We start from the raw sequence: 13,026 nt of genomic DNA on the forward strand, positions 1-13,026 counted from the left end.
CTTCTATTCGGTGGCGGTGTTCGCGAACCTGCGGCTGTGCCGGCCGATGGGCCGGGCCGAGAGCAGGCCGGTGACGGGGTCGGCGTCGACGCGGATGTCGATGCCGTATGCGGCGGTGAGGTTCTCGGCGGTGAGGACCTCCGCAGGGGTGCCGGAGGCCTTGACGCGGCCGTCGTGGAGCAGGACGGCCCGGTCGGCGACCGCGGCGGCCTGGTCGAGGTCGTGCAGGACGATGCCGACGGCCGTGCCGTGCTCGTCGGCGAGATCGCGCACCAGGTCGAGGATCTCGACCTGGTAGCGCAGGTCGAGGTGGTTGGTGGGCTCGTCGAGCAGGAGCACCGCGGTGTCCTGCGCGAGGCACGAGGCGAGCCAGACGCGCTGGCGTTCACCGCCGGAGAGCGCCTCGACGCCCTTCTCGGCCATGTCGTGGACGCCGCAGATCTCCATGGCGCGCTGGATCTTCGCGGGCCCCTCTTCGTCGCCTTGGCGCCAGCGGCCGCGGTGCGGATGGCGGCCGTAGCCGACCACGTCGACGACGCGGATGCCGCCGGGCACGGGACGGGACTGCGACAGCAGCGAGACGCGCCGCGCGAAGTCCTTGGGGCTCAAGGCACTCGCGTCGGTGCCGTCAGGGAAGTCGACGGTGCCGGCCTCGGGTTTGTGCAGGCGCGCGAGGGCGCGCAGGAGGGTGGACTTGCCGGAGCCGTTGGGGCCCAGCAGGGCCGTGACCTCGCCGCTGCGAAGCGCGATGTCGGCGTCTTGCACGACGGTGTCGCCGAAGTACGCGAGTCGGAGGGCGCGGCCGTTCAAGCCGGTGTCGTTCAGGGCGGGGCCGTCTGGCATGTAGGCAAGGCTAACCTATCCCGCGCTGGCGCGCATCCTGCCGGGTCGACGGCGTGACGCGAGTGAGCCAGTGGTTCGCCATGCGCAATGAGTCCCATTCGCGCCCAAATGGATCCCCGCACAGTGAGGTATCGAATACCACGCGTAAGAGTGAAATTCGGCGCGGCACTCTGGACTTGACCGTGCCGCGTGGGTTCGACTGGTCCTAGGCGTCGCCCGGTCGATGCACCCCGTGTCGGCTCGGGACGCCAGAGAGGACGAACATGACACCGAATGCGAAGGTGGGGCCTTCGGGTGTCGTCATCGACGAGATCTGGACGGTCGAGCGCGTCAAATCGCTCGGCGTGATGACGAACGTCGAGACGGCCGCGCAGATCCTGGGGATCGGCAGGACGGTCGCCTACCGGCTCGCGAAGGACGGGCATTTCCCCGTCCAGGTGCTGCGGATCGGCCACAGCTACCGGGTCCCGGTGCTGCGGCTGCTCGAGCTGCTCGGCGCTCCGGACCACATGCCGGAGCGCGAACGGATGATGATCGACTAGCGCACACGTGAACGGCGGCGCCGCACCTGGCCTGAGCCGATGCACGACTCGCAAGCTTCGTCGTGTGCGCGGCGCCGCCGCCTTGAGCCTTACCGTTTCTTGCGCTTGTCCTTGTGCTGGAAGTGCACGAACAGCCGACCGAAGTTCTTCGAGTCCTTGTCCACCCGGTGGTACAGGGCCTTGATCTCCTTCTGGTCGAGGAACCTGATCACCTTCTTCTTGAGCTGGCCCGAGCCCTTGCCGGGGATGATCTCCACGAGGTCGATCTTCTTGGCGACCGCCTCGTCGATGACGTCCCGCAGGGCCTTCTCGATCTGGTCGCCCTTGTTGAAGATGTCGTGCAGGTCCAGCACCAGTTTCGCCATGATCGAACCTTAAGCGCCGGCGCGCGGGATGTCCGGCTCGATGTAGATGAGCTTGGCCTTCGGCACGGCCGCGCGGATGCGCGCCTCGGCCGCGTCGATCTGGGCCGCGACCTCTTCGCCGGTGGCCGACTGGCCGATGCCGACCTTCGCGGCCACGAGCAGCTCGTCGGGGCCGACGTGCAGGGTCTTGAGGTGGATGAGGGTGTCGCCCTCGCCGTCGTTGATCGCGGTCTTGATCGCGTCGATGTCCTCCAGCGTCGCGGACTCGCCGATGAGCATCGAGCGGATCTCGATGGCGAGCACGATCGCGATGCACACCAGCAGCACGCCGATGCTCATGGTGCCGAGGGCGTCGAAGAGGATGTCGCCGGTGATCCACGAGAGGCCCACGCCGAAGAGGGCGAGGATGAGGCCGACGAGCGCGCCGATGTCCTCCAGGAGGATCACGGGCAGCTCGGGTGAGCGCGAGCCCTTGATGAACTGGACCCACGACTGCTTGCCGCGGACGTGGTTCGACTCCTTCACCGCGGTGCGCAGCGAGAACGACTCCAGGATGATGGCCACGACCAGCACGATCACCGCGACCAGGGGCGCCTCGAGGCCGTGGGCCTCGGCGCGGTGCGCGAACTTGTGGTAGCCCTCGTACAGGGCGTACACGCCACCGATGGAGAACAGCACGATCGAGACGATGAACGCGTAGATGTAGCGTTCGCGTCCGTATCCGAACGGGTGGGCCGGGCTCGCGGCCTTGCGGGAGGCCTTGCCGCCGATGAGGAGGAGCACCTGGTTGGCCGCGTCGGCCACCGAGTGCACGCCTTCGGCCAGCATCGACGCCGACCCCGTGATCCCCGCCGCGATGAACTTGCTCACCGCGATGCCGGTGTTGGCCAATAGGGCCGCGACGATCGCTTTGGTGCCGCCTTCTGCTGACATCTGCTCGCCATTCCTTCCGTATGTGTGCGTGACACGCAGAATGGAGTCTGTCATGGTCCCGCCACACGCGACGCGACGAGGCCACGGCTTCCCGCCAGGTGCGCGGTGGTGCGGGTGTGACGGAATTCGCCATTCCGAATCGTCGAGAACGGCGCTACCCTAGGGAACAGGCGACGCCCCAGGAGTACAACGAGCTTCTGGTCAGGGTAAACGCACGTACACCGCCAAGAGAATTCGTTCTCGGCCGAACGCCCCTTCACGGGGCCCACAGCCCCTGTACGTGTCGAGCCCGTGTCACCGAGCGCGGACCGAGTGGTGGACCGGTTCCGGCGAATGAGTCTTCGGACTCTGACCCGAACCGAACCGCTCGAAAGGCCTTCAGTGACCACCCTCGACGACCGCCACACCTCCACTACAGTCGCGCCCGCCATTGCCGCGCCTGAAAAGGCCACCCTCAAGCAGTGGCTCGCCGTCGCCGCCGTCGCGCTCGGCGTCTTCGTCGTCATGACCTCCGAGGTCCTGCCCGTAGGCCTGCTCACCCCGATCGGCTCCGAGCTCGGCGTCAGCGCCGGCACCGCCGGCCTCATGGTCACCGTGCCCGGCATCGTCGCCGCGATCGCCGCGCCCCTGAGCATCGTCCTCACCCGCCGCCTCGACCGCCGCCTCGTGCTCATCGGCCTGGCCGTGCTCGTCGCCGCCGCGAACGTCGGCGCCGCCCTGGCCTCCGGCTTCGAACTGCTCCTGGCCGCCCGCGTCCTCGTGGGCCTCTCCATCGGCGCGTTCTGGGCCGTCGCCGGCGGCATCGCGCTGCGCCTGGTCCCCGCGCGGGACGTGCCGCGCGCGACCGCCGCGGTCTACGGCGGCATCGGCGCGGCCACCGTCCTCGGCGTCCCGGCCGGGACGCTCATCGGCGACCACTTCGGCTGGCGCGCCGCCCTGTGGACGCTCGCCGTGCTCGCGCTCGTCGCCATGGCCGCGATCGCGCTGCTCGTGCCGAAGCTCCCGTCGAACACCACCGTCTCCTTCTCCTCGCTCCCGAAACTGGTGCGCGAGAACAAGGGCGTGCGGATCGGTCTGGCGCTGACCTTCTTCATCGTCACCGGCCACTTCATCGCCTACACGTTCATCAGCCCGATCCTCCACGCCAACGGCATCGCCGCCGGGCAGGTCAGCGTCCTGCTCCTCGCCTTCGGCGCGGCGGCCCTGATCGCCACGGTCGCCTCCGGTTCGCTCATCGGCACCCGCCTGCGCGGCACGCTCACCGCCCTCGGCGTCGCGATGGCCTTCGGCATGGCGCTCATGGCGTTCGCGGTCGGCGACCTGTTCTCCGCCACCGCGGTGCTCCTGCTGTGGGGCGTCGGCTACGGCCTGGTCTCGCCGGTCCTCCAGACCTGGTACATGAACTCGGTCGAGCCGGGCGAGGTCGAGATCGCGACCTCCCTGAACACGGTCATGTTCAACCTGTCGATCGCGGTCGGCTCCTTCGCGGGCGGCTACGTCGTGGACGCGACCGCCCCGAGCGGCGTCCTCTGGATCGGCGCGCTCCTGCTCATCCCGGTCGTCCTCATCGCCGTCCGAGCCCGCAAGCGCGCCAAGGCGTAACGTCACCCTTGCGAGTGAGCTGGCGATACAGGCGGCAACACGCCGTCAAGGTGCCCTAACGTAGCCGTTAGGGCACGTAAAGTGCCTGTCCATGACCGGTTCGATAGACATCAGAACCCTCCCGCCCGTTCCCGAATCCAGGCAGAGCCCGGCCAATGCCGGGAACGACCCGATCCGAGCGGTCCACGCCCCGAACGTCGAGGACCTCGTCGAGCGCGCGCTCGACAACGGGGGATCGTCCAGCGTCAAGGACATCCACCTGTGGGGGCAGTACCACAATTCAAGGCTCGCACTGCATGTGCTCGCGCGCCTCGCCTACCCGGAGGATCCCGGCGCGCTCCTGGGCATCCGCGGCCGCACGCCGCGCCTGGAGCGGGCGGTGCTCAACCTCGAAGCGGTCTGCGCGCTCGCGGCCTCGATCGCGCTCAAAGCGCAGACGCACGACGAGCGCGCCAGGGCCCTCGACCTGTTCGACCTGGCCCACCGCCGGCTCGGCGGCGGCATCCCCCGCGAATACCAAGACCTGCACGTGGTGACGGCGCACCTGGACGGTCGCAACCGGCTCGTCCGGTCGCTGCTCAAGTCCTACAGCGGCGTCCACGAACACACCATCGAAGGCATCCGCTGCAACGAGGTCCACCCCCGCAACGGCGGCGACGCGGCCGCGTACATGCGGCGATTCAAGCAGTTCGCCGACTGGCCCGAGCTCGAAGCCCCCGAACCCGGTGCGGCCCTGAGCATCGACCGGCTGCGGACCGCCCCGCTGCCCACCGTCGACCGCGGCGCGATGATCTCGGTCGTCATGACCTGCTACCGACCGGACGCGGCGCTGCTGACCGCGGTCCGCTCGATCGTCGCGCAGACCTGGCAGAACTGGGAGCTGCTGCTCGTCGACGACGGCTCCGGACCCGAGTACGAACCCGTGCTCCTCAAGGCCGCCTCGCTCGACCCGCGCATCAAGCTCCTCATCCAACCCGAGAACGCCGGCACCTACCAGGCCCGCAACCGCGCCATGGCCGTCGCCAAGGGCGCGTACATCACCGGACACGACTCCGACGACTGGGCCCACCCGCGCCGCCTGGAACTGCAGGTCAAACCGATGCTCACCAACGAGCGACTGGTCATGGTCGAATCACGCTGCCTCGCCGTCGCCGACGACCTGTCACTGATGATCGACCCCCAGATCGCGCTCGTCGCCGCACGCTCGACCCCGATCATGATCCGCGCCGACGCGGTACTGGGGAAGGTCGGCTTCTACGACGAGGTGCGCAAGACCGCCGACTCCGAATACCGCTTCCGCATCAGGACGGCGTTCGGCAGCAAGGCGTACTGGCGCATGAACAAAGGCCCCCTGACCCTGGTGCGCCACAACGACAGCACACTGTCGGCCGGCGAGGTCTCGCGGCACTGGATGGCCACCAGCCGCTTCGCCTACCACTCCGGGTTCGCCCGCTGGCACCGTGCGATCGGCCGCGAGCAGGCCTCCCCCTTCCTCGCCTCGATGGCCCGGCCCCGGCCGTTCCCCATCGCCCGGGACATCACCCGCACCAAGGCGGCGAACCTCGCGATCGACTACGGCCGCATCTACGCCGCCGACTGGAGCGCCATCGACTCGCAGCGCAGGTCGATGCTCGACGACGCCTCCCGCCGGGCCGGCGAGGGCATCGCGGTCGGGCTCCTCCACTGTCCGGAATGGACCAGAGTCACCGGCGACCGGGCCCTCGTGGACCGCTTCGTCCTGCAGGCCGCCGCCGACCACGGGCTCGACTTCGTCGAACCCGATCAGGGACAGACCGCGCCGGTGTACGTCCCTTCGCCGGCCTACGCCGAACTGCTCCGCTTCGAGCACCCCGACATCGCGGCCGACCGCATTCACGTGCAGCCCGGCGACACCGCACCGGCTCGCACAGCGGCGGCACCGAAAGACACCACCGCGGAAACTGCCGCCACCGCGAAACCGCACCGGGCACTCAACCGCGCCGATCTCATGATCGCCGCCGCCGGCCTGGGCTCCGCCACGGCGGCAACCCTGTTCGCCGCCGCGGTCGAACCCGCGTCCCTGCCCTGGGTCGCCGCCGGGAGCCTCGCGGTCTGGACCGCCTCCCTCTTCGCGCTGGCCGCCCGGCGGACCTTCGCCCGCATCACGACCTGACCAGCGCCGCCCGTTGCGCTTCGACGAGAAGAACGAGGACCCAATGCACCTGCGCCAGATCATGAAGGCCATAGTGCGCCAACCCGTCTGGGCGGCGGCCGCCGTCGCGCCGCTGATCCCGGCGCTCGGCGCCTTCGCGCCCGACCCGTGGCTCCCGGCGGGCATCGCGATGACCGTCCTGTGCCTGCTCGCCGCCGCCGTCTACGTGCGGCTGCATCGCACATTGGGCCGGGTGCGGACCGCCGCGACCGCCCCGGACCCCGCGAAATCGTGCCGCGTCCTCAAGCTCACCGAGCAGAAGCGCCGCATGATCGAACGGTGGGAGGCGCGTCTGAACCACGGCTGGTCGACGACCGCCGGAGCCCGCTTGGCCGGCATCGCCGCCGACTCCGAGAAGGGCCACCGCGAGACCCAGATCCAGGCGCTCGCGGCCCTGTGCGGACATCGGGCGGACCGCGCCCGAAGAAAGCGGCGCCCCCGGACGCTGCGAGTCGACATCGTCATCGCCTCCACATTGAACCTGCGGGGCGGCACGACCTCCGCCAATGAGGCCGAGATCCTCGCCTACCTCTCGGCCGGGCTCACGGTCGCGCTCGTCCACCACCCGGTGAAGGAGCGGGCCATGGCCCGGCCCGTCGACCCGAAGATCCTCGCCCTGGTCGACGACGAGCGGGTCTTCGAGGTCCGCGCCGGCGACACCGTCCACTGTGATCTCGCCATCGTGCGGTTCCCCGTGGCCTTCGAGCACCTCATGGAGGACCGGCCGCGGATCGAGGCGGCGCGCACGGTGCTGCTGGTCAACCAGACCCCGTTCGAGGAGTACGGGCCGACCGGCGGGTACGGCACCGCGTGGAGCATCCGCGACGTCCACCGCAACGTCACCGAATGGCTCGGCGCCCACACCTGGTACGCGATCGGCCCGGCCGTGCGCGACGTCCTGCGCGCCCACCACGCCGAGGAGATGGCGGGCATCGACCTCGCCGAGGACTTCTGGTACGAGACCATCGACATCGCGGCATGGACGCCCGCGGAGCGCAGGGTCCGCGCCGAAGGCGACCCGATCCGGATCGGCCGCCACAGCCGCGACCACGTCACCAAGTTCCCGAACATGGCCAAGCGGCTCCGCGCCGCCTACCCCTCCGCCCCGGACATCGAGGTCCACATGCTCGGCGGACACGATGCGCTGCACCGCATCCTCGGCACGATCCCACCCGGCTGGACCTCCCACCCGTTCGGCACCATGTCCGCAGTGGACTTCCTCGGCGGCGTCGACGTCTACGCGTACTTCATCGACGAGAACCTCCTCGAGGCCTTCGGGCGCGCGCCGCTGGAGGCCATGGCCGCCGGCGTCCCCTGCATCCTGTCTCCCGACTTCGCCGAGCTCTTCGGCGACGGCGCGGTCTACTGCGAGCCCGACGAGGTCGAGGCCCACACGCGGCTGCTCGCCGCCGACCCCGTCTACTACGCCGAACGCGCGGCGGCCGGCCGCCGCGTCGTCCACGAGCGCTTCTCTCCGCAAGCCTTGCTGCACAGGGTGAACGGACTCGGCGTGAACATTGCGGCACCGATCCGAACCGACGACCTGCTGACCCTGGAAGGCGCCCGATGAACCTGCCCGCCGTGCTCTCCCGCCGTCGCCCCAGCCGCCGCCTCGTCCTCACCGGCGCCGCCGCTGCTTCCACCGCCGCGCTGCCGTTCGTCCTCGACCCGCCCTACGCGCTCGCCGTCGCGGGCCTGGTCCTGATCGCCTTCATCGGACTCTCCTGGCGCGCCGCCGCCCGGATCAAGCGCCTGCGCCGAGACATCGCCGCCAAGCACGCCGCGACCGACCTGCTCCGCACTCGCGCCGAGCAGTCTTTCAGCGAGTCCGGCGACGACCGCCGGGCCCGCCGCATCCTCCAGTCGCTGGCAGGCGGCTTCCCGTACTCCGCCGTGAAGGAGGCGCGGTCGTTCGCCTCGCAGACCAAGATCCCCTTCGCGGATCGGCTCGCGCTCCTGCGTTCGGTCGAGGCCTGGCAGCTCGAAACGGAGCAGGCGCAGCTCGCGGCTCCGAAACGCTCGGTGTTCGACGTCGTGTTCATCTCGCACTGCGGCCTGCCCGGCGGCAACACCTCGGCGAACACCGCCGAGATCGGGATCTGCCGGGACCTCGGGCTCAAGGTCGGCCTGCTGCACCACCCCGTCTACCAGTGGGACCCGAACGCGCCCCTCAACCCGCGCATCGAGGAGCTCATCGACGGGGAGTCGGTGCGGCTCATCGGGTTCGACGACGAGGTCGAATGCGCGCTCGCGGTCGTCCGGCCGCCGATCTCGCTCATGCACCCGCTCGAACGGCGCCCCCGGATCACCGCCGGGCGCACCGTCGTCATCGCCAACCAGACGCCGTTCAAGTTCTACGGCGCCGAAGGGCCGCGCGACGCGGCTTGGGACATCGCCACGGTCGAACGGAACGTCACCGACTGGCTCGGGGCGCACACCTGGTACGCGGGCGGGCCGCTCGTGCGCGCGACGCTGCACGAGCACCACGCCGAGGAGATCGCCGACCTCGACCTCGCCCCGGAGCCGTGGAACGAGGTCATCGAGCTCGACCGGTGGCGTCTGGACGAGCGCCGCGTTCCCGACGGCCGCATCCGCATCGGCCGGCATTCACGCGACCACAAGCTGAAATGGCCCGAGCACCGCGAGACGCTGCTGGCCTGCTATCCCGACCGGGAGCCGTTCGAGATCCACGTCCTCGGCGGCGCCGAGATCCCGGCGCGCCTCCTCGACGGCCTGCCCGAGAACTGGACGGTCCACCCGTTCAATTCGCTGACCGCCCGCGACTTCCTCGCCGGGATCGACGTCATGGCCTACTTCATCGCTTCAGACGGCATGGAGGCCTTCGGAAGAGCGCCGCTCGAAGCGATGGCGGCCGGGGTGCCGGTCATCATGGACCGGCGGTTCGCGCCCACGTTCGGCCCGGCCGCGGTCTACTGCGAACCCGACGAGGTCGCCGCGGTCGCGGAGCGCTTGACCGCCGACCCGGACGCGTATGCGGCGCAGCAGGAGGCGGCTTGGAGCCACCTCGCCGACCGGTTCTCCGGGAAGTCCCTGATGGACCGGCTGCCGCTGCCCGCCGTCGCGTCGGGGCCGGCGTGAACCACCGTCAGGCGATGGTCATCGAGCCCCAGCCGGAGTCGATGACCGGGGACGAGCTGATGCCGCCGGTGCCGCTGCCTCTGAACAGGTAGAGCAGGCCCGTGTCCGCCTCGCGTCCGACCCAGTCCGCGTGGCCGTCGCTGTCGAAGTTGCCGACGGCGGCGGCCATTTCCATGACGTCCCAGCCGCAGTCCATCAGGACCTTGGGCTTGAATCCTTCGCTGCCCGGCCCCGCGTAGAAGTACATGCACTGGTTGGAGGTGCTCACGCCGACGATGTCGGCGCGGCCGTCCTCGTTGGTGTCCCCGACCGCGGTCAGGTCCTCCACCAGGTGGAAGCTCGACCCGATCGCGAACCGTTGGCCGAATGCCGGTCCCATGCCGGTCCCGGGGTAGAGCCACAGGGTCCCGGTGCCGAGCTCGGTGGCGATGATGTCGTCGAATTCGTCGCCGTTGTAGTCGTGCCCGGCGACGATGGCGCTCATGACCTGCCATCCGCTGCCGATCGACTGGCGCGGTGAGAAGGTCGTCCCGTTGCCCCGGTAGTACCACAGGATCCCGGTGCTCGCCTCCCGGGCGATGAGGTCGGCGTGGCCGTCCTGGTTGAGGTCGCCGGCGGTCTCGATGAGGTTCATGGAGTTCCAGCCTCCGCCGGCCGAGTACTTCGTGCCGAAGCCGAAGGCGCCGTTGCCCGGCCAGATCTCCAGGTTGCCGGTCGAATTGCGGCGGGCGACGATGTCGTCGCGGCCGTCGTCGTTGTAGTCGTAGTCCCCGGCGGCGATCTGCTCGACCTGGGCGGCGTCGTCGGCGCCCTCGGTTTCGGCCTGCGCCCAGGACGAGCCCGGAACGATGAGGACGGCGGCGCCCAGGATGCCGGTGCTCCCGGCGAGGAACCGCCGAAGGGCCCGGGCGAGCGGTCCGCGTCGCGTGCTGACTTCCATGTGAATCTCCTTTGCGATTAGGGCCTGGTGGCCCTCCTCATGCCAATCGATCGTCCTCATTGAACTACGAACGGCGGCTCTCGACCCGGTACCGGAGAAGGTGAGGAAACGTCAGCCGGGGAGTCCGGTCGAACCAGCGCGCGCGACGCCGGAGGCCGGTATCGTCCGGTGTGGATCCGGTCGACGCGGGCTCGCGCATGTCCCGCCTGGCGACGGAACAGCGAAGGAGCACCATGTCACTCAAGCTGACCAACCGGTCCGCCGGATCGGGATACGCCTTCCTGCGAAGGCACCGCCTCGTCCTCATCGCGGCCATCGTGCCGCTCGCGGTGCTCCTCGCCGGCACGTTGACCGTTGCCGCACCCCCGAACGGCGCCCCCGACTCACCCGGCACGGCAACGGGGATGCCCGAGCAGGCGACCGGGGATCCGAACCCCAACTACAGGCGGGTCGCGGTGTCGAGCCCGGGCGCCACGATCGAGATCCTGGGGCAGCCGGAGCCGCTCACCACCGGGGCGATCACCGGTGAGGTCTCCCTCGCGAGGCCGGAGGGGGATCGGGCCATGGTGGCCGCGAACCTGGTGGCCTCGTCGGACGAACTGGATGACTTCGGCCAGGTCTACCTCGCGTTGCGCCCCGGGATCCCGGTGGACTACCAGTACGACACGGCGACGCAGTCGATCGTCTTCAATCCGGGTCTGGAATTCGAGGCCGATATCGTTCCCGGTATGCCGAACGGCGGCGATCCCGTCTTCCTCTACACCCTTCCGATCCGGATGGTGCCGACCGAACCCGTTGCGGACCCGCAGTTCCCGCCGTACGGCCAGACCTTCAGCCTGCCGAGCATGGTGCTGCTGTGGGAAGGGGCAGAGGGCGTGACCGGATCCGAACCCATCGGCCTGCTGACCGGCTTCGAGCTGACCGTCCTGCATCCCGCGTGACAACGGGGCGCCTACGCGTCCGCTTTCAGGATTTCCGACCGCCGTCCACCATCGGATGAGAGAGGCAAGGACGAATGAGTGCAATGTCGCGCAAGTGGCTCTTGGTAACCGCATCGGGAGTCCTCACCGCTCTCATGGCCGGCCTCCCCTCCCAGGCCCAGCAGGGCCCGCAGGCCGAACCGGCGCTCGAGTTCGGTTCGGCCCTCTGCGGCGGCGGAGGCGACCTGGAGGTGGAGTTCCTGCTGACTGACGCGATCGGTGCGCCCGCCCACCCGGACGACCCCTACGTCCTCGCCGATGTCGACATCCAGGTCGGATCCGCTTCCAGCCCTTGGCGGGACGCCGTGTTCTCGGGCACCCTCCAACCCGGAACCGAGCTGCCGGGGCCTGGAGAGGGTTCACTCGCTGGATCGACGCCCGTCCCCAGGGAGGGCGGGCGCGTCGCCGCGAAGGCCGAAGTCGAACGAGCGGACGGTGAGCGCATCGTCCTCAGCGCAGTGACCGATCTGCGGGAGTGCGAGCCGATCGTCCCGGAGGAGACTCCGGAGCTCGACGATCCCAGCCGGGTCTGGGGGCCCTACGGCGGCAAGCGCACCATCCCGACGCAGGCGACGCCTTCGGGAGGCCAGACCACTCACCCGAGCGTCGTGAGGGTGCCCGGCGGCTGGAACGGCTATGAATACTGGATGGCGCACACGCCTTATCCCGGAAGCAACTCCGCATGGGAGGACCCGAACATCGCCGCGTCCAACGACGGCGTCAACTGGGTCGTACCGTCGGGCCTGACCAACCCGATCGACGACCTGCCCGGCCTGCCGGGGCCCTACAACTCCGACACGGACCTGCAGATGGGCCCGTCGAACACGATGTACGTGTTCTGGCGCGCGGTGGACCCCGACGCGTTCCAGGAGCGGATCAAGTACTCGAGCTCCACCGACGGCGTCAACTGGACGGCACCGGCGGAGGTCATGCGGAACTCCATGACCGTGCGCCGGCCGCTGTCGCCGTCGTTCCTGTACGAGGACGGCCTCTGGAAGATGTGGGCGATCGACATCATCCGCACCCCCAACCGGATCATCTTCTACCAAGGCGGCGCCACTCCCGCGAAGGCCAACTGGTCCACGCCGCCGGTCTACGCGACTTTGGGGGCCATGCAGAACGACAAGGAGCCGTGGCACCTCTCGATCGTCAGGGACGGCACCGATTACATCGGGCTGCTGAACGACACGGCCTTCGGTTCCACCGGCCGTGACGGCGATCTGCTGTTCATAACGGGGTCCACGTCGCTGAACTTCATCAACACGCGGATGTCGGCCGTCCCGAGGCTCAAACCGGCCCAGCACGACCACTTGTACCGGGCGACCATGTACGCGGACACCGAGTACGGCGTACCCGGCTACCGCGTGTGGTACTCGGCGCGGATGGCGCTCAACCCGGACGTGTGGAACATCCAGCAGACGTTCCTCAACGGAGCCGCGGTCCACGGAAGCCCGCCGTAAGCGGCGGATCAGCTCCCGGTCCGCACAGGCGGCGACCGATGCGGCGACCTTCGAACCCGGGAGACGACACG

The 13,026-nt window shown here is 69.5% G+C and carries 11 protein-coding genes; 7 read left to right on the forward strand and 4 right to left on the reverse strand.

Features of this window, described 5'->3' with window-relative positions:
* Nucleotides 1-3 precede the first annotated feature (3 nt).
* Nucleotides 4-843 carry an ABC transporter ATP-binding protein gene (locus ACFO8M_RS00990; RefSeq protein WP_387969278.1) on the reverse strand — a complete coding sequence of 280 codons (840 nt, stop codon included), beginning with the start codon at nucleotides 841-843 and terminating at the stop codon, nucleotides 4-6.
* 263 nt (nucleotides 844-1,106) lie between these two features.
* Between ACFO8M_RS00990 and ACFO8M_RS00995 the strand changes: the two genes are divergently transcribed.
* Nucleotides 1,107-1,385 (forward strand): helix-turn-helix domain-containing protein, encoded by a 279-nt coding sequence (locus ACFO8M_RS00995; RefSeq protein WP_387969281.1) that lies wholly within the window; start codon nucleotides 1,107-1,109, stop codon nucleotides 1,383-1,385.
* 89 nt (nucleotides 1,386-1,474) lie between these two features.
* Here ACFO8M_RS00995 and ACFO8M_RS01000 read toward each other — a convergent pair whose 3' ends face one another.
* Together ACFO8M_RS01000 and ACFO8M_RS01005 are read right to left on the reverse strand one after the other, a co-directional pair.
* Nucleotides 1,475-1,750, reverse strand: coding sequence for a Smr/MutS family protein (locus tag ACFO8M_RS01000; RefSeq protein WP_387969284.1), 276 nt, complete (start codon nucleotides 1,748-1,750; stop codon nucleotides 1,475-1,477).
* 9 nt (nucleotides 1,751-1,759) lie between these two features.
* Nucleotides 1,760-2,683: a cation diffusion facilitator family transporter gene (locus ACFO8M_RS01005; RefSeq protein WP_387969287.1), complete on the reverse strand. Its 924-nt coding sequence runs from the start codon at nucleotides 2,681-2,683 to the stop codon at nucleotides 1,760-1,762.
* 381 nt (nucleotides 2,684-3,064) lie between these two features.
* Here ACFO8M_RS01005 and ACFO8M_RS01010 point away from each other — a divergent pair, with 381 nt between their 5' ends.
* The 4 genes from ACFO8M_RS01010 (at nucleotide 3,065) to ACFO8M_RS01025 (ending at nucleotide 9,575) form a co-directional block, all read left to right on the forward strand.
* Complete coding sequence (locus tag ACFO8M_RS01010) at nucleotides 3,065-4,285, forward strand: MFS transporter (RefSeq protein ID WP_387969290.1); 1,221 nt, start codon at nucleotides 3,065-3,067, stop codon at nucleotides 4,283-4,285.
* 91 nt (nucleotides 4,286-4,376) lie between these two features.
* Nucleotides 4,377-6,437, forward strand: coding sequence for a glycosyltransferase family 2 protein (locus ACFO8M_RS01015; RefSeq protein ID WP_387969293.1), 2,061 nt, complete (start codon nucleotides 4,377-4,379; stop codon nucleotides 6,435-6,437).
* 43 nt (nucleotides 6,438-6,480) lie between these two features.
* Nucleotides 6,481-8,046, forward strand: a complete 1,566-nt coding sequence (locus ACFO8M_RS01020; protein WP_387969294.1) for a glycosyltransferase family protein — start codon at nucleotides 6,481-6,483, stop codon at nucleotides 8,044-8,046.
* Nucleotides 8,043-9,575: a glycosyltransferase gene (locus ACFO8M_RS01025; RefSeq protein ID WP_387969297.1), complete on the forward strand. Its 1,533-nt coding sequence runs from the start codon at nucleotides 8,043-8,045 to the stop codon at nucleotides 9,573-9,575. The genes ACFO8M_RS01020 and ACFO8M_RS01025 overlap by 4 nt, the downstream gene beginning before the upstream one ends.
* Nucleotides 9,576-9,582: 7 nt before the next feature.
* On the opposite strand, the gene ACFO8M_RS01030 is transcribed toward ACFO8M_RS01025, so the two are convergent.
* The gene (locus tag ACFO8M_RS01030) at nucleotides 9,583-10,515 is read right to left on the reverse strand and encodes an FG-GAP repeat domain-containing protein (RefSeq protein ID WP_387969300.1); all 933 of its coding nucleotides are present in this window, start codon (nucleotides 10,513-10,515) and stop codon (nucleotides 9,583-9,585) included.
* 233 nt (nucleotides 10,516-10,748) lie between these two features.
* Here ACFO8M_RS01030 and ACFO8M_RS01035 point away from each other — a divergent pair, with 233 nt between their 5' ends.
* Nucleotides 10,749-11,456: a hypothetical protein gene (locus ACFO8M_RS01035; protein ID WP_387969302.1), complete on the forward strand. Its 708-nt coding sequence runs from the start codon at nucleotides 10,749-10,751 to the stop codon at nucleotides 11,454-11,456.
* Nucleotides 11,457-11,530: 74 nt separating this feature from the next.
* The gene (locus tag ACFO8M_RS01040) at nucleotides 11,531-12,955 is read left to right on the forward strand and encodes a hypothetical protein (RefSeq protein WP_387969304.1); all 1,425 of its coding nucleotides are present in this window, start codon (nucleotides 11,531-11,533) and stop codon (nucleotides 12,953-12,955) included.
* Nucleotides 12,956-13,026 lie beyond the last annotated feature (71 nt).

It is taken from the genome of Glycomyces rhizosphaerae (assembly GCF_042647865.1).
In the GTDB taxonomy this organism is placed as follows: Bacteria; Actinomycetota; Actinomycetes; order Mycobacteriales; family Micromonosporaceae; genus Glycomyces; species Glycomyces rhizosphaerae.